This window comes from Amycolatopsis xylanica (genome assembly GCF_900107045.1).
In the GTDB taxonomy this organism is placed as follows: Bacteria; Actinomycetota; Actinomycetes; order Mycobacteriales; family Pseudonocardiaceae; genus Amycolatopsis; species Amycolatopsis xylanica.
Genome location: NZ_FNON01000001.1, coordinates 135,239 through 150,891 on the forward strand (window position 1 = coordinate 135,239; position 15,653 = coordinate 150,891).

At 68.9% G+C, this 15,653-nt stretch carries 16 protein-coding genes; 8 read left to right on the forward strand and 8 right to left on the reverse strand.

Annotation, left to right across the window (positions count from 1 at the left end; genetic code table 11):
• Window positions 1-23 precede the first annotated feature (23 nt).
• Entirely contained in the window at window positions 24-578 is a 555-nt protein-coding gene (locus BLV57_RS00565) for a snapalysin family zinc-dependent metalloprotease (RefSeq protein WP_091285208.1), read from the forward strand.
• Between the two features lie 25 nt (window positions 579-603).
• Here the strand turns inward: BLV57_RS00565 and BLV57_RS00570 are convergent, their stop codons facing one another.
• Both BLV57_RS00570 and BLV57_RS00575 read right to left on the reverse strand, forming a co-directional pair.
• Window positions 604-1,443, reverse strand: a complete 840-nt coding sequence (locus BLV57_RS00570) for a 1-aminocyclopropane-1-carboxylate deaminase/D-cysteine desulfhydrase (protein ID WP_245757074.1) — start codon at window positions 1,441-1,443, stop codon at window positions 604-606.
• Window positions 1,444-1,509: 66 nt separating this feature from the next.
• Window positions 1,510-3,096, reverse strand: coding sequence for an alkaline phosphatase family protein (locus BLV57_RS00575; RefSeq protein WP_245757197.1), 1,587 nt, complete (start codon window positions 3,094-3,096; stop codon window positions 1,510-1,512).
• Between the two features lie 116 nt (window positions 3,097-3,212).
• Here BLV57_RS00575 and BLV57_RS00580 point away from each other — a divergent pair, with 116 nt between their 5' ends.
• Window positions 3,213-3,887 carry a RibD family protein gene (locus BLV57_RS00580; RefSeq protein WP_091285213.1) on the forward strand — a complete coding sequence of 225 codons (675 nt, stop codon included), beginning with the start codon at window positions 3,213-3,215 and terminating at the stop codon, window positions 3,885-3,887.
• Here BLV57_RS00580 and BLV57_RS00585 read toward each other — a convergent pair.
• Together BLV57_RS00585 and BLV57_RS00590 are read right to left on the reverse strand one after the other, a co-directional pair.
• Window positions 3,874-4,257 (reverse strand): DoxX family protein, encoded by a 384-nt coding sequence (locus BLV57_RS00585; RefSeq protein WP_245757075.1) that lies wholly within the window; start codon window positions 4,255-4,257, stop codon window positions 3,874-3,876. The genes BLV57_RS00580 and BLV57_RS00585 overlap by 14 nt on opposite strands.
• Entirely contained in the window at window positions 4,250-4,984 is a 735-nt protein-coding gene (locus tag BLV57_RS00590) for a CDP-alcohol phosphatidyltransferase family protein (protein WP_091285218.1), read from the reverse strand. The genes BLV57_RS00585 and BLV57_RS00590 overlap by 8 nt, the downstream gene beginning before the upstream one ends.
• Before the next feature lie 27 nt (window positions 4,985-5,011).
• Between BLV57_RS00590 and BLV57_RS00595 the strand changes: the two genes are divergently transcribed.
• The gene (locus tag BLV57_RS00595) at window positions 5,012-5,989 is read left to right on the forward strand and encodes a zinc-dependent alcohol dehydrogenase (protein ID WP_091285220.1); all 978 of its coding nucleotides are present in this window, start codon (window positions 5,012-5,014) and stop codon (window positions 5,987-5,989) included.
• The gene (locus tag BLV57_RS00600) at window positions 5,976-6,674 is read left to right on the forward strand and encodes a creatininase family protein (protein ID WP_091285221.1); all 699 of its coding nucleotides are present in this window, start codon (window positions 5,976-5,978) and stop codon (window positions 6,672-6,674) included. Before BLV57_RS00595 ends, BLV57_RS00600 begins: the two co-directional genes overlap by 14 nt.
• On the opposite strand, the gene BLV57_RS00605 is transcribed toward BLV57_RS00600, so the two are convergent.
• The 4 genes from BLV57_RS00605 to BLV57_RS43590 are packed head-to-tail and all read right to left on the reverse strand — an operon-like array spanning window position 6,591 to window position 9,728.
• Window positions 6,591-7,544 carry a lysylphosphatidylglycerol synthase transmembrane domain-containing protein gene (locus BLV57_RS00605; RefSeq protein ID WP_091285224.1) on the reverse strand — a complete coding sequence of 318 codons (954 nt, stop codon included), beginning with the start codon at window positions 7,542-7,544 and terminating at the stop codon, window positions 6,591-6,593. The two genes, BLV57_RS00600 and BLV57_RS00605, sit on opposite strands and share 84 nt — an antisense overlap.
• A complete protein-coding gene (locus BLV57_RS00610) occupies window positions 7,544-8,329 on the reverse strand; it encodes a class I SAM-dependent methyltransferase (RefSeq protein WP_091285227.1) in 786 nt (261 codons plus the stop codon). Before BLV57_RS00610 ends, BLV57_RS00605 begins: the two co-directional genes overlap by 1 nt.
• Window positions 8,326-9,333: a glycosyltransferase family 4 protein gene (locus BLV57_RS00615; RefSeq protein ID WP_425425927.1), complete on the reverse strand. Its 1,008-nt coding sequence runs from the start codon at window positions 9,331-9,333 to the stop codon at window positions 8,326-8,328. Before BLV57_RS00615 ends, BLV57_RS00610 begins: the two co-directional genes overlap by 4 nt.
• Window positions 9,330-9,728: a 6-pyruvoyl trahydropterin synthase family protein gene (locus tag BLV57_RS43590; protein WP_091285231.1), complete on the reverse strand. Its 399-nt coding sequence runs from the start codon at window positions 9,726-9,728 to the stop codon at window positions 9,330-9,332. Before BLV57_RS43590 ends, BLV57_RS00615 begins: the two co-directional genes overlap by 4 nt.
• 82 nt (window positions 9,729-9,810) lie before the next feature.
• On the opposite strand from BLV57_RS43590, the gene BLV57_RS00625 reads away from it, so the two are divergent.
• The 4 genes from BLV57_RS00625 to BLV57_RS00640 all read left to right on the forward strand — a co-directional run bounded on the left by BLV57_RS00625 (window position 9,811) and on the right by BLV57_RS00640 (window position 15,316).
• A complete protein-coding gene (locus tag BLV57_RS00625; protein ID WP_091285234.1) occupies window positions 9,811-10,437 on the forward strand; it encodes a GTP cyclohydrolase II in 627 nt (208 codons plus the stop codon).
• A 122-nt stretch (window positions 10,438-10,559) separates the two neighbouring features.
• On the forward strand, window positions 10,560-11,588 hold the full coding sequence (locus BLV57_RS00630) for a hypothetical protein (RefSeq protein ID WP_143046938.1): 1,029 nt from the start codon (window positions 10,560-10,562) through the stop codon (window positions 11,586-11,588).
• A 197-nt stretch (window positions 11,589-11,785) separates the two neighbouring features.
• A complete protein-coding gene (locus tag BLV57_RS00635; protein WP_091285239.1) occupies window positions 11,786-12,628 on the forward strand; it encodes an alpha/beta fold hydrolase in 843 nt (280 codons plus the stop codon).
• A 264-nt stretch (window positions 12,629-12,892) separates the two neighbouring features.
• Entirely contained in the window at window positions 12,893-15,316 is a 2,424-nt protein-coding gene (locus BLV57_RS00640; protein ID WP_245757076.1) for a DUF7617 domain-containing protein, read from the forward strand.
• Window positions 15,317-15,653: the final 337 nt, after the last annotated feature.

Genomic DNA, 15,653 nt, shown 5'->3' on the forward strand with positions numbered 1-15,653 from the left:
CGTACAGACCCGAGGAGTAGAACGTGCTTCGACGTACTTTCGCCGGTGTTCTGGCCGGCGCCGCCTTGGCGCTGCCCCTGGTCGCGGTCTCCGCGACGCCCGCCGCCGCGGCCCCCGAGATCCTCGCCACCACCCTCACCTACGACGACAGCCAGGCCGGGGAGTTCAAGACCCAGGTCGCGGCGGGCGTCAACGTCTGGAACACCAGCGTCACCAACGTCCGGATCGTCAAGGCCACCCCCGGCCAGCGCGTGAACATCCGGGTCGTCGCCACCGACGGCTGGCCGCAGGCCAACCTCGGCCCGGTCCGCCCCACCGGGACGGCGACCGTCTGGATGGGCCGGGAGGCCGTCAACCAGGGCTACAACGTGGTGCGCATCGCGGCCCACGAGATCGGCCACACCCTGGGCCTGCCCGACATCAAGCCGGGTCCCTGCTCGTCGCTGATGTCGGGCTCGACCGGCGGCGTCAGCTGCCAGAACACCAATCCCAACTCGAGCGAGGCCGCCCGCGTCCAGCGCAACTACGCGGGCACGGCGGCCGTCTCGACGAACGCGGTCCTCACCGACGCGGCCTGACCCGTTTCGCGCTCATCGCGTGCCTTCACGCGATGAGCGCGACCAGGGTGGTGCCGCGTTCGAACCGCCCGCTCTCGATGAGGGCGTAGAGCCCGTACATCATCTTGGCCTCGTATACCCAGTCGAGGGCGGCCTGCTCGAAGCTCGCGATGAACTCGTCCAATTCCGGTTTCCGCTTGGCGTATCCGCCGAAGTGGAAATCGAGTTCGATCGACCAATTCCCGGTGGTTTCCCCGAAGGCCGCTTTTTGGAGCGCCTTGACGTCGTCGTTGAGAAACCCGGCCCCTTTCAGCACCGCGAACCCGAGCGCCCGCTGGTGCGCGGCGAGCCCTTTTGCCACCCCGGCGAGCGTGCTGCCCGTCCCGCAGGCGCAGCAGAGCACGTCGAAGTCGACACCGATCTCGCCGACGAGTTCCCGGCAGCCCCGGACCCCGTGCGCGTTCGCCCCGCCTTCGGGGATCACGTAGGCGTCGCCGAACTCGAGCCGGTGCTTCTCGCGGTAGGTCTCGCGGTCGACGTACTCGAGCCGCATGCCGGTGCGTTCGGCGTAGGCCAGCGAATCATTGAGCGGCTCGTGCTTCTCGCCGCGGATGATCCCGACGGTCTCGAACCCGAAGTGCCGCCCGGCCGCGGCCACCGCCCGGATGTGGTTCGAGTAGGCCCCGCCGAACGTCACCAGCGTCGACGCGCCCTGCTCCCTGGCGGCGGCGACGTTGTACTTGAGCTTGCGCCACTTGTTGCCCGGGAACTCCGGATGGATCAGATCGTCCCGCTTGAGCCAGACCCGGACCCCATGCCTGGCCACCCGCTCGTCCTCAAGCTCGACCAGGGGCGACGGCAGCCTCAGCCCGGCCACGTTCTCCACGCACCCACCGTATGGGGTCGTGAGTGTTCCGGCCGGTTCTAACCGGCCTAAACACTCACGACCAGCTCAATGCGCGGGCGGGGGAGAAGGCGCGGGCGGGCTGAAGGCCGTCAGGAACCGGTCGCGGAAAGCGTTCATCGGCCAGACCGGAGCGCCGGGCGCGGGCTTGAGCCCGTCCGTCCAGCCCCAGCCCGAGATGCGGTCCAGCACCGACGGATCGCGGGCCACGATCGTGATCGGCACGTCCCGCCCGGCGTTCTCCCCGGTGACCATCGCGTTGGGCTGATGGTCGCCGAGGAACACCAGCACCAGGTTGTTGTCGCCATACGTCTTCACGTACGAGATCAGCGAACCCAGCGAGTATTCGATCGACTTGCGGTAGTCCGCGCGCACCACCGCCGGGTCACGCGAGTAGATCGCGTCGTGCGGGTCGTCGCCGGTGGTCATCGGCGCGTAGACCGAGCCGTCGCCGACCTGGTCCCAGCCGATCAGATGCGGCAGCGGCGTCCACGGCAAATGGCTCGACACCAACGGAATCGTCGCCATCACCGGCGCATGGCGGCCAGTGTGCTCATCGCGCTGGAACGCCGAAAGCGTGTACTGATCCGGCATGGTCGCGTAGCTGAAACGAGGCCCGCGATAGCCGAGGTCGTCGGCCGCGTAAATCCGGTCGTACCCGAAGAACTGGCCCTCCGGCCAAGCCCGCGTGATCCCCGGCATGACCCCGACCGAACGCCAGTCCGCGCGCTGGAAGGCCCGGTTCAGCGTCAGCCGGTCGCTCGCCACCAGCGTTTGGTAGCGCTGCTGGTTGTCGACCTTCAGCCCGGACAGGAACGTCGCCTGCGCCATCCAGCTGCCGCCACCCGAAACCGGCGACGTCAGGAACGCGCTCCGCGACGAATAACCCAACGAACGCAGCGTGGTGGTTCCCTCGTCGAGCACCTGGCCGACCTGCCACGCCATCTCGGGATGTTCGAGCGCCACCCGGCCGTAGCTTTCGACGAACGACACGATCACGTCCTTGCCGCGCAAGGCCGTCAGGAGATCGCGGGCCGGGGTGTCGCGGAACGCGTCGACGGCGGCCTCCGCCGCGAACTCCGAGCGGTCGCGGAGGCCCGCGTTCACCTGGCGGGCATGCGCGCTGACCAGGTTCGCCGCGTTCGTGGACATGATCGGCACGCCCGGCACCGTGAGCGTGAACGACACGACCGCGAGCACCGCGACCGAGCGCAAGACCACCGGACGGCGCCGGACGACCGCGCGGCTCAGGCGCAGCACCGACCACGTCGAAGCCACGACCAGGCCCGCGACCAGCACCAGCGCCAGCACGACCAGGCCGATCGCGGCGGTGCGGCCTGAGGTCACGTCGACGTACTCGACGCCGGGTCCGAAAAGCGGCCAGTCCAGCACCAGGTCGAACGGGCGGAACAGCACCGCGTCGAAGCCGATGTCCAGGATCTTCACGACCGCGAGCAGGCCGAGCGCGATGCCGCCTGCCACCGCGGCCACGCGGCGGGCACGGTCGGGGAGCGCCAGCAGCACCACCACGCCGATGAGGCCTTCGATCGGGACGCGCAGGAACGCGGCCGGGGTCAGCTGGTCGAGGTGGGTGGGCGCGGTGAGCACGACGAGCACCAGCAGGCCCGCGAGCACGGTCAAGACGCGTGCCGGCCAGGGACCTTTCAAAAACGCCAATGCTTTGCCTCTCTCGGTACTGCCCTTAGATACGTGCGCGGCTACTTCTCAGTTCAATGGGTACCGTGTGAGTCGTGACTCGTCCGTATGTGCTGCTGAGCGTCGCCGTCAGCGTCGACGGCCACATCGACGACCTCAGCGCGGTCCGGTTCCCGTTGTCCAACGCCGAGGATTTCGATCGTGTCGACCAGATCCGCGCCGAATCGGGCGCCATCCTGATCGGCGCCGAGACGGTGCGGACGGACAATCCGCGCCTGCTCGTCAACTGTGCCGAACGGCGGTCGGACCGCGTCGCGAGCGGGCGGCCCGAATATCCGCTGAAGGTCACGGTCACCAGGTCGGGTGACCTCGGCCGGGACCTGAAGTTCTGGCACTGCGGTGGCCGGAAACTGGTGTACACCACGGATTCCGGCGAGCGGGCGCTCAAGCTCGACGACCTGGCCGACGTCGTCTCGCTGGGCGGGTCCATCGATTTCGGCGCGCTGCTGGACGATCTCGGCGCACGCGGCGTCGACCGCCTGATGGTCGAGGGCGGCGCGAGCATCCACACCGCGTTCTTGGCCGCCGGACTGGCCGACGAGGTCCGGATGGCGGTCGCGCCGATGCTCATCGGCCAGGCCGCCGCGCCACGCTTCCTCCAGCCCGCCGAATTCCCCGGCGGGCCCGCACGCCGGTTCCACCTCGAAGACGTGGTGAAACTCGGTGACGTCGCCGTGCTGCGCTACTTCCCGAAGATCACGAGCGGCTGACCAGCGCCTTGATCGTGTCCCGGCGGAACCACGCGATCACCGCGGCCGCGGCGAGCAGGATCGCGGGCAGCATCGGGCCACCCTTGGCCAGCAGGAACAGTTCCGTCCCGACCGCGCCGGCCATGACGCCGACCAGCCCCAGCGCCGCGAGCCCGCACAGGCGCGGGATCAGCAAGCCGAGACCGCCCGCGATCTCCAGCACGCCGGTGACGTACCGCAGCCACTGGCCGAAGCCGATCTCGTCGAACTTCTTCACGTAGTTGTCGCCGAACAGCGTGTACCCGCTGTAGATGATGTAGGCGGCGAGCGCCACCTGCAGCACCCACAGCACCACGTTGCCGATACGGACGGCGGCTTTTGCCTCAGACACGGGAACATCCTTCCACCACGGACGAGTTGGACACCATTCGAGAACGCCAGAGCGAGACCACATCGCGGCCGAACGACCACACGAGCAGCGCGAGCGCGAGCCCGGCCAGGTACCCGGCGTGCGGGAGCAGCCCCGACGCCGCCACGACCAGGAGAATTCCTTGAAGCGCGGCCACTGTCTTGCGCGCGTAGCTCGGCTTCAGTTCGCCGGTGAGCCACGGCAGCACCCAGGACGCCGCCACGAACACGTACCGCATCGCGCCGATCGCCAGCACCCACGGCCCGTGCGCGAACGCGACGTGCACGCTCAGCACCAGGATCAGGAATGCGTCGACCTCCATGTCGAACCGCGCGCCCAGCGCCGATGCGGTGCCCGTGCGCCGCGCGACCTGCCCGTCGACGAAATCGAGCGCCAGCGCCACCGCGGTGAACGTGACGAGCACCGTGGTCGCGTCCGACCGCTGCGCCACCAGCGCGGTCACCGCGCCGACGAGCACGCCCCGTGCGAGGGTGACCCGGTCGGCCGGTCCCAGCGAGCGGGTGCCCGACCGGTCCATCGCGTAGCTGAGGAGAACCCAGGTGGCGAGCCCGTACGCCAGCCCGGCGAGCCAGCCCGCCGTGCCCAGCCCGGCCGTCGCGCCGAGCACGCCCAGCAGGAGGACCTGCAGGCCCGCCCAGGCGCCTTGCTCTTCTACGGCGGGCGCCGGGCTGTGCTGAAGTGTGACCATTGTGGACCGCTTTCTCGGAGGTTGTAGATGACACGACAGGCACGGGCCTTTTGGTTCAACGGATCCGGAAAAAGTGAGATCCGGTCCGTCACACTGCCCGCGTCCGCCGAGGGCGAGGCGCTGGTCCGCACGCTCTTCACCGGCGTGAGCAGGGGAACCGAGGCGCTCGTCTTCCGTGGTGAGGTCCCGGAGAACCAGTACGAGGTCATGCGCGCGCCGTTCCAGGAGGGTGACTTCCCGTGGCCGGTCAAATACGGGTACCTCAATGTGGGTGTGGTCGAAACAGGCCGGTTGACCGGCCGGACCGTCTTCTGCCTCTATCCACATCAGACGCATTACGTCGTCCCCGAGTCGGCTTTGACGCTGGTGCCGGACACCGTCCCGCCGGAACGCGCGGTGCTCGCCGGGACGGTCGAGACCGCCGTCAACGCCGTCTGGGACGCGAAACCGCTGATCGGGGACCGGATCGCGGTCGTCGGCGGCGGCATGGTCGGCGCGAGCGTCGCCGCGGTGCTGGCGAAATTCCCCGGCGCCAGGGTGCAGCTGGTCGACGCCGATCCCGGCCGGGCGGCCATCGCGGACCGGCTGGGCGTCGGCTTCGCGGACCCGAAAGCCGCCTTGGGATCATGCGACCTCGTCGTGCACGCCAGCGCGTCGGAGGCGGGGCTGGAGACGGCGCTCGGCCTGCTCGCGCCGGAAGGCACGGTCATCGAGCTGAGCTGGTACGGCGACCGCCGGATCAGCGTGCCGCTCGGCGAGTTCTTCCACTCACGGCGGCTGACCGTGCGCAGCAGCCAGGTCGGCACGGTCGCCCGCCCGGACCGGACGTATGCCGACCGCATGGCACTCGCGCTCGATCTGCTCGCCGACCCGGTGTTCGACACGCTGGTCACCGGGGAAAGCCCGTTCGACGAGCTGCCGTCGGTGCTGCCCCGGCTGGCGAGCGGCGAGCTTCCGGCCCTCTGCCACCGGATTGACTACCGTCGTGAGCATGCTTCCTCGTGACACCACGGCCGACGTGCGCGACCGCCGGGCGGCCGTGGCGGTGCTGCCGGTCGGCAGCTTCGAACAACACGGCCCGTACCTGCCGCTGACCACCGACACGGTCATCGCCTGCGCCATCGCCGACGCGATCGCGGCCGCCTACCCGGTCCAGCCGCTCCCGCCGATCACGATCTCGTGCTCGCAGGAACACGCGTCCTGGCCCGGCACGGTGAGCATTTCGGCGAAAACGCTCATCACGGTCATCGAAGACATCGCCGCGTCGCTGCGGCTTTCCGGCGTCGAGAACCTGGTGCTGGTCAACGGCCACGGCGGCAACTACGTGCTGCGCAACATCGTTCAGGAGTCGCGCGGCCGGATGGCGCTGTTCCCGGGCACCCACGACTGGGACACCGCACGCGCCGCGGCCGGTATCGAGACGTCGTCGTACGCCGACATGCACGCGGGCGAGCTGGAGACGTCGATCCTGCTGCACGCGCATCCGGAACTGCTCCGGCCCGGCTTCGAGACGAGTGATCACGACAGCGGCCCGCGTCCGCACATGCTGACCCACGGCCTGGCGCCGTACACGGCTTCCGGGGTCGTCGGGCGGCCTTCGCTGGCGTCAGCCCGCAAAGGCGAGGGCCTTCTCGGTGCGCTGACCAGTGCTTTCGCGGACTACCTCGGGCTTTTCGAGCCTGCGGAATAACACGAACACCCCGGGCAGCGCGGCGATCAGCGCGAGCACGCCGTAGACCACGCCGGTGGTCAGACCCTGCGCGGCGCCGAGTCCGGCCGCGTTGAAGGCGACCGCCAGGAACGCTTCGCGGGGCCCGAAACCGCCGATGTTGACCGGCACGGCCATGACCAGCAAGGTCAGCACGATCAGCGGGAACAGCTGCCCGATCGACGCCGTCGAACCCGCCACCTTGGCCGCGACGAGGAACAGCGCGACATGTCCCGCGAGCGTCGCCGCGGACAGGAAAACCACCCGTGGCAAGGCTTCCCGCGACAGCAGCCCGACCCGGGCGTCGGCCCAGGTGGTCAGCACCGCGCGCCGGGCGCGAGCGTTCTTCGCGACGAAGACGGCCGCGGCGGCGAGCACGGCCAGCGTGATCAGCACCGCGCCACCGCTCGGCGCCAGGTCGACCGGCAGCGTCGACTGCGTGAACACGACCGCGATCCCGACGGCGATGAGAACGGCCTGACCGGCGAACCGCTCGAACACGACCGCGCGCACACCGCGTCCGACATCGCCCGACTGCTGGCCGTGATTGACCGCGCGGTGCACGTCGCCGAGCACGCCCGCCGGGAGCACCGCGTTGAGCAGCAAACCCCGGTAGTAGTCGGAAACCGCGGACTTGAGGCTCAGCGGCAGGCCGAGCCTGCGCGCGATGACGCACCAGCGCCAGGCGCTGAACACGGTGGTCAGCAGCCCGATGCCGAGCGCGGCGAGCACCGAGGGGCCAGTGACGGCACGCAGCCCGTCAACGAAGGCGCCGGTGCCGAGCCGGAAACCCAGCGCGGCCAATATCCCGAGCGCCAGCAGCAAACGCAGCCACGGCCAGAAACGCTTCATCAGGTCGTCCTCGGTATCGCCAGTAGGTCGGTGTGCCCGACCAGGACATGGGGGCCGTCCGCGAGCCGTCGTCGCAGGTAGGCGGGTGCTTCGGCGGCGAGGCCTGGTTCCTGCTCGACGGCCGCGCCGACCCAGCCGCGAAGCCATTCCGCGGCCAGTGCCTTCTGGCCGTCGCCCAGCCGCCACGGGCTCGGGCGGGTGTGGACCTCGGTGTCCGCGAACGCCTCGGCCGCCGCCGCGACGGCGTCCGGACCGAGCAGGCGGCGGCCGTCGGCCACTCGCCGCTGATGCGCGTTGAAAGCCGCCTCGAACTCCGCGTCGAGCGCCTCGGCCGTCTCGAACTCGATCTCGCCGGTGACGGAGAGCGTGAACAGGGCGGGCACACCGGCTGATACGCATGCGGCCGCCAAGTCGTTCAACTCGTCACGAGTGAGCAGGTCGAGCAGCGCCGACGCGGTCACCAGCGAGGTGCCTTCGAAGTCCTCCGCACGCAGCGCGGTGAGGTCGCCCTCGCGTGTCTCCACGCTCCCGGCGGTCATGCTCGCACCGGCCAGCGCGAGCAGGCGCGGGTCACGGTCGTGCAGCACCCAGTGCGGCGTGCCGCCCAGCCGCGCGCCGAGCCAGCGTCCCATCGATCCCGTTCCACAACCTAAGTCACGAAGGACCAAGGGGGTTCGGTTCAATCGGGTTTCGCCAAGCGGCTCGAGCAGGTCGAGCAGCTCGGTCGAGCGGGCGTCGGCGTCGGCCTGCTCGCGCAGCGCGAGCCATTCTGGTGCGAAGCTCATGCCCGCAGAGTAGCCAGCACCTCGTTCATCGCACGGGCGGTTTCGTCCCATGTGGACAGTTCGGCTCGGCGGCGCCTCGCCTTCGCCCGGAGGTCGTCCCGGTGTTCCCCGTCGGTCAGCCAGCGGCGGAGTTCGCTGGTCAGCGCGCCGGGCGGGACGAGCAGTCCGCCGTCACCGAGCGCGTCAGGAACAGCGCTGGCGAGCACGGGAATGCCGCGCGCAAGCGCCTCGGTGACGACCATGCCGTAGGTCTCGGCACGGGACGGGAGCACGAAGAGGTCGGCCGTGGCGTAGGCCTCGTCGAGCGGCTTTCCGGTGAGCGGGCCGGTGAGTTCGACGCGGTCACCTAGTCCATGGTGTGAGATCAGCTCGCGGATACGTTCCGTGTGCACGGTGTCGCGAAGCGGTCCGACGCAGACGCAGTGCCACGACAGGTCGTCGACCGCCGCGAGCGCTTCGACGAGCAGGTCATGGCCCTTGCGCGGGGTCACGGACGCCACGCAGAGCAGGCGGGAGACGCCGTCGGTGCCTCGGGCGAGCGGCGCGGGATCGACGCCGGGCGTGACTACGTGGACCTTGCCGAGTCCGTGGTGACGCTCCAGCTGCCGCGCCGCGGCCGGGCTGGTCGCGATGACCGCGCTCGCGGCCCGCAGGACTTCGCGCTCCTTGCGGTCCAGTTCGGCGGCGAGTGAGGGCTCCAGGCCGGTTTCGTCCGCCAGCGCCAGGTGAACCAGCACCGCCAGGCGGAGCCTGCCTGCTTCTGGCACGACGATTTCGGGAACGCCGCAGGCCACGAGCCCGTCCAGCAGCACCGTGGTGTCGTCAGGGAACGCCGCCAGCGTGTCGGCCAGCTCCGCGCGGGCGTGCGCGTCAGGGCGCGGCCAAGTGCCCGGGATGGCCGTTTCGCGCACGTCCAGGCGTGCGCAGACGCGCCGGTCGTAGACGTTCCCGCCGCTGGGCGCGGCGGGATCGTCCACGTCACCGGGCAGTACGGCCTCGATCACAGCGCGCGTTCGTAACCGGCCCACGCGACGTGCGACTCGTGCAGCGTGACCTCGATCGCGGAGAGCCCGCGCGCGCCTTCGCCCAGCGTGCCGTCGTGCACCAGGTCCGCGAGCCGGTCGGCGATGTACTTGGCCAGGTACTCGGTCGAGGTGTTGATCCCGGCGAAAGCGGGTACTTCGTCCAGGTTGCGATAGTTGAACTCGGCGAGCACCTTGCCGAGTTCCACAGTGGCCAGTCCGATGTCGACGACGATGTTGTCGGCGTCGAGTTCCGGCCGTTTGAACCGAGCGTCCACTACGAACGTTGCTCCATGTAGACGCTGGGCCGGACCGAAGACCTCGCCGCGGAAACTGTGGGCGATCATCACGTGATCGCGGACGGTGACGCTGAACACCGACGTCCTCCAAGGGGTTACGGTACGGACTCCGGCCGAGCGTAGTGAACGATCAACCGGAGCGCGCTGACTAGGGGACTGGATGCACGAGCAAGCTTTTCGACAGGACGACGTCGCCGAATCCGAGCTGGTGACCCGCCGCGGCACCTTCCGCGCGGTGGCTTTCCGCGCCGACGGCTTCGAGCACATGGCGTTGGTCTTCGGGGCGGCGCCGCCGCGTGAGGACGTGCTCGTGCGGGTGCACTCCGAGTGCATGACCGGTGACATCTTCGGCGCGATGCGCTGCGAATGCGGTGAGCAGCTCGACTCCGCGCTGGACGCGATCGTCCGCGAGGGCGGCGGCATCCTGGTGTACCTGCGCGGGCACGAGGGCCGCGGCATCGGCCTGGTCGCCAAGGTGCGCACCCATGTCCTGCAGGACGAGCAGGGGCTCGACACACTCGACTCCGCGACGACGCTCGGCCTGCCGGTCGACATCCGCGACTACTCACCCGCCGTCAGGATCCTGAAGCACCTGCGGGTGCGGTCGGTGCGGCTGATGTCGAACAACCCCGACAAGATCAGCGCGCTCGAGTCCTCCGGCATCCGGGTGACCGAGCGGGTGCCGCTGCTGATGGCCCCGAACGACCACAACATCGGCTACCTGACCGCGAAACGCGACCGGCTCGGCCACGACCTTCCGCAGATCGAGGGCTGCGTCACCCGCTGACCGTCCACTGTGGACACCGCTGAGTGGGTACCGGGGGCGGCAGGATTCACTCGTTGTGGTGACACAGAGTGCCCTAGCATCGATCGAGCGTGAACCGCGCTGGACGAGCAGGGGAGTGGCTCATGGGTCGGCACCGCACCGCCGGGACATCATCCGTTCGGTGGCTGCGCGTGATGCCGGCGTCCGCATTGGTGATCGCCTGGGCGGTTCTGCCGCTCCCGGCGGCGTCGGATCCAGTGACTTCGGGTCCGGCTGCTCCTGTCGTCGAGGCCGCCCCGGCGATAGCACTCGCCGCGCCATCGGCGCCGCCGCGAACCGCCGACCTGACGCTGTCGTCGAACGCGCTGTCCGTGGCGCCGGGCGCGACGGGCGTGCAGACGTTACGCGTGCTCAACGGCGGATCCGCCGAGTTCGCGGGCCCGGTCGCGCTCACCTATGTCACCCCGACGTACCTCAACGTGGATCACGACAAGCCGTTGCCCGCCGGCTGCGAGATGCGCCTGACCGACCCGGATCCGACGATCCCGGAGGTGGTCACCTGCCGTATCCCTGGCCCGATCGCCGCGGGCAAGGAGCTGACGGTCGGCATCCCGGTGGCCGCGACCACGCGCGTCCGGTTCGTCGGCCGCGTGCGCGGCATGGCCATGGCCGCGCCCACCGGCGCCGACGCCGACCTCGGCGACAACTGGAACTACGCGCAGGTGGTCATCACCCGCCCGACGCCCAAGCTGCCCGACGGCGACCCGGTCGACCTGTACCTGACCAACACGGTCCCCGCGGTCTCGGACACGCAGTCGGCCAAGGTCACTCTCACGTACGGCAGCAAAGCGCCTTATGAAGCGAAGGGTGACCTCCAGCTCACCTACGTGACCCCGTTCTACATCAACGTCGACCACGCGAAGCCGTTGCCGTCGGGCTGCAAGATGCGCCTGACCGACCGCGACCCCCTGGTGCCCGAGATCGTCGTGTGCACGATGAAACCCTTGAAGGCAGGCAAAACCGGCTCGCTCGCCATCCCGGTCGAGCTGGTCAAGGGCGCCCCGCCCGGCCCGCTCGGCGGCATGGCCGCGGTCGCACCGGTGTCCGATGTCGAACGCGGTCAGATCGACAACTTCCTCGCGGCCAACGTCGTCAACATCACTGCCGGTTGACCCTCGTGAGTGTTCCGGCCGGTTCTAACCGGCCAAAACACTCACGACCCCTTTGTGGTACAATACGAACGTGGCCATGGGGGGCCTTATTTTATCCTCTTTGAATTAATTGTGGCTGATTCCTTTTAGGGCTGGGTTTTTCGCCCTAAGGTGCGATTCTCACGCCGTTTACGTGGTCTGTGTTCATAATCGGGCCCATGAATCCCACTTACGTTTTCGTTCACGGATCCGGTAGCAACGCCCGCGCTTGGTCGATGGTCCAGCAGGAAATGACACTGCGCGGCCACCGGACGATCGCGGTCGATCTGCCTGGCCGGGGCGCGGGCTTCAGTCAGGCCTATCACGACCAAGACCTCGAAACCTTCGCGAGCGAGCCGTCTTCGCTGGCGGGCGTGACGGCCGAGGAGACCATCGGCCACGTGATCGACGTGGTCCGCCGCGTCCGCGAACACGGCCCGGTCATCCTGGCCGGGCACAGTTTCGGGGGCCTCGTCATCACGGCGGTCGCCAACGCGGTGCCGGAGCTGCTGGCCCACGTCGTTTACATCGCGGCCCAATGCCCGGTGAACAGCGCCGCGGCCGAATATCCGGCGGGCCCGTCGTGGGCTTCGAGTGACTTTCTTCCGGCGGCTCTGGCGATCACGGTCGGCAATCCGGTCGACCTCGGTTTCATTCGCCTGAATTGGCGTGGCGCCGATGCCGCGACACTCGAAAGGCTTCGCAAGGCGGTGTGCGCGGAACTCACCCCGCAGCAGTACCTGGCGTTCATCGGCTACTCCCAGCCGGACGAGATCTTCTGGCAGACCGACCCTGCCTGGGATCATCGTGCGGACAAAGCCACCTGGGGTCAGGTCCCGCACACCTTCGTCCGCACCACTCAGGACCGCGCGATGCCGCCCGAAGCCCAGGATCTTTACATCGCCGAAGCCGACGCGCTGACGCCCACCAACCCCTTCCGCGTCCACTCGATCCCGAGCAGTCACACGGGCTTCTTCCGCCAGCCTGCCGCGCTGGTCGACATCCTTGGCGGGCTCGGCTAGAAAGGCTCGTGCGCGTTGCGGGCGGTTAGAACCGCCCGCAACGCGCACGAGCCCCTTTCGGCGGAACGGTCAAGCGACTTTTGCCCGCGCGTGCTCACGACTTGAAAAATGGTGAAAAACAAACCGGGGAAATGCCCTGCGCCAACCGGATGGTCCGCTGTGGCATTTCAGTGAACGCCGTTGTTGGCAACGGCTTCCGGATCTTAGGCTTCCGCTTGCACTTGGCCAGGTGTCACACCTGATCCATGCTGTGAAGGGGCGGAAATGACGCGAAGAGCCAGGCGGTTCGGCCTGCGTAAATCTGCGATACCGGCGGTGGGGATGTTGCTCGCCGCGATGATCGTCCTGGCACCGGACGTGGGCGCCGCCGCGCCCTCGGTGCTCACCAAAAGCGCGCAGAATCTGACCCATCCCGGCGCGAACCCGGTGAACCACGGCGACACGCTCAACTGGGTCGTCGACTACGCGAACACCGCGGGCGGGCCGTCCACCATCACGGACCCGATCCCCGGCGCCGGATCCGCGCAGACCTACGTGCCCGGCTCGCTGAAGGTCCCACCCGGCTGGACCCCGGCCTGGTCACAGGACGGCACGCTGTTCCAGCCGAACGATCCCGGCGCCGCCACGGTTTCCGTGCGCGCCACCAACCAGAACGCGCGCCCGGGAGGCACGACGCTCACCGGGACTCTGCTGCCGCCGGTGCAAGCCGCCGCGACCGCGACCGGTGGTGACGGCTACACGCCGATCCTGCACCGGAAGGCTTCGGGCTCCGTCGAGTCGTGGAACATGTTCCACCACGCCGGCGCGGCCTCGGCGAAGCTCGTCTGCGTCGATCTGTCGGCGGGCTCGCTGTGCGCGGGCGGACCTTGGCCGAAGCCGGTGAACACCACGCCTGGCCCGTTCGGGTCGGGCAACACCGGTGACATCGCGAGTGCGTTCATCGAGCAGTACGTCCAGGATCCCGGACGGCCAGGAGTGGTCTACTACGGCGGAACCACCGCCTCGGGCACCGGTGTCGGCTGCCTCGACCTGGAACAGCGGGAGAACTGCGGGTTCTTCCCGCTGGCGACCAACGCCGTCACCAACATCGGCGGGCTCGTCGCTTCCGGCGGCAATGTCTACGGCGTCGGGAGCACCGGCCAGGTGCTGTGCCTGACGATGGCGACCCGCACCCCGTGCGCCGGTCAGCCGTACGCGGCCGTCGCACCTGGAAACGGCCAAGGCAGCGCCAACTACGTCGGCTCGCTCACCGTCGCGAACGACAAGATCTTCGTCTCCTCGTCACCGAGCGGCCAGGCGCCGGTGCTCGGCTGCTTCGACCCGGCGACGACGACCGCGTGCGTGTTCTGGGGCACGCCCAGGCCCATCGGACCGGCGTCCGGTTACATCTCCTACAGTGCGTACACCGCTTACAACACAACAGGAAACGCGGTCGGCGCCTGCGGAACGGCCATCGGCGCCGTGCCCACGGGCTTCTGCTACGCGTTGGACGGTACGTCACTGACGCCGCCGTCGGTCTTCTCCTCGCTGTTGTCCGGTGAGCTGGTCTTCAACCCGGAGACCGTCACCACCGCCGACGGGCACGTCCGCAGCTACTTCGGTTCCTGGGGCCGCACACTGGGCTCGACCAGCTGCTACGACTGGACGACGGCCGCCGCCTGCGCCGGATTCCCCACGCCCGCCGGACATCCGGGGGTCAACGGTGGCACGACCCGCGACTACGGGTACGCCTACGACACGACCACCCAGTGCCTGATCGGCCTCGGCGACGCGGGCGTGCTGTTCTCCGAGGACCCGATGACCGGCGCCTCACCGTGTATCCACAGTGGCGTCACGATCGACCTGAACCCGTCCGCGTTCTACTGCGACGGCGGCACCGGTCACGTGCAGGGGTACCAGAACGCCAAGCTGGAGAACATCGACCTCGCCAACGTGAACCTGGCGGCGTCGGCCGTCAAGGTCACCGACGCGGGCGGAACGGTGGCGACCCCGGCCATCGCGCCGGACGGCACCATCGACCTGTCCGGTATCTCGTACGCCGCGCATCCGTCGATCTCGATCTCGGTGTCACTGGTCCTCAACAACGGCAGCGACTTCACGCCGGCCAACCATCCATCGGCGACGGTCACCTATCGCGGCGACGCGCCCCAGGTCTGCTTCCAGACCACGGTCGCGGCGGCGTGCACGGCCACCGGCGTGACGAACACGGCCACCGGCGGCGACGCGGGCGGCGCCATCACGTCCAACACGGTGAGCTTCCCGGTCAGTCCTGGTGAGGGGTGCCTGCCGAAGGTGACGGTGAACAAGGAGATCTGCGCGTCGCACCACGCGGCTGATTGCGGGCCGGGCGGCGCGGGACCCTGGGTGAAACAGGCGCCGGTCGGGATTCTCGGGCTGCTGCTCGCGCACCCGTACTGGCGGATCACGGTGACGAACGAAGGCCCGATCGGCATCACGGCCGCGAAGGTCAACGACGCGGCGCAACCGTCGTGCGCGACGGCGGCCGGGACGTTCTCGCTCGCGCCGGGGACGGCGAAACAGGTCTACTGCTCATCATCTGTCCTGCTGGTACTGCTGCCGCTGACCAATACGGCGTCGGCGACGTACACGCCGACCGGCAGCACGCCGGTGACCACCGCGGGCTCGTCGGCGACCGCGTGCAACCTGCTCTGCATCCTGGGAGGCTGATCTGACGGCCCCGCCGCCGGTATGGCGGCGGGGCCCCTTCAGTGGGGAACTACTTCGTGATTCCTTCGTGGTTCCAGTAAGCCGGTCTGGCCAGCTCCGGGGCGGGGGATGCCAGCGCGCTGGCGGTACCGATCGTCGCGCCGAGCGCGAGTATCAGTGCGGCAAGGCCGAGGGCCTGCCTAGTTCCTCGCATCAAGAGTGGTTCTCTTTCTCTTGAGTGGATCCATTTTCGGGGGAAATTCAATTCGCGCCTCACTGGATGGAGGCTGCGTGCGAGGCAGCGTAGATCATCGTCACGTGCCAGCGGAACGTGGGGTCTACACACAGTTGTTTGCAG

Excerpts from the sequence above, each read along its gene's own strand:
- BLV57_RS00590 (WP_091285218.1), bottom strand. The coding sequence starts at position 4,984 with ATGGTCACACTTCAGCACAGCCCGGCGCCCGCCGTAGAAGAGCAAGGC.
- BLV57_RS00595 (WP_091285220.1), top strand. The coding sequence starts at position 5,012 with ATGACACGACAGGCACGGGCCTTTTGGTTCAACGGATCCGGAAAAAGT.
- BLV57_RS00600 (WP_091285221.1), top strand. The coding sequence starts at position 5,976 with ATGCTTCCTCGTGACACCACGGCCGACGTGCGCGACCGCCGGGCGGCC.
- BLV57_RS00605 (WP_091285224.1), bottom strand. The coding sequence starts at position 7,544 with ATGAAGCGTTTCTGGCCGTGGCTGCGTTTGCTGCTGGCGCTCGGGATA.
- BLV57_RS00610 (WP_091285227.1), bottom strand. The coding sequence starts at position 8,329 with ATGAGCTTCGCACCAGAATGGCTCGCGCTGCGCGAGCAGGCCGACGCC.
- BLV57_RS00625 (WP_091285234.1), top strand. The coding sequence starts at position 9,811 with ATGCACGAGCAAGCTTTTCGACAGGACGACGTCGCCGAATCCGAGCTG.
- BLV57_RS00630 (WP_143046938.1), top strand. The coding sequence starts at position 10,560 with ATGGGTCGGCACCGCACCGCCGGGACATCATCCGTTCGGTGGCTGCGC.
- BLV57_RS00635 (WP_091285239.1), top strand. The coding sequence starts at position 11,786 with ATGAATCCCACTTACGTTTTCGTTCACGGATCCGGTAGCAACGCCCGC.
- BLV57_RS00640 (WP_245757076.1), top strand. The coding sequence starts at position 12,893 with ATGACGCGAAGAGCCAGGCGGTTCGGCCTGCGTAAATCTGCGATACCG.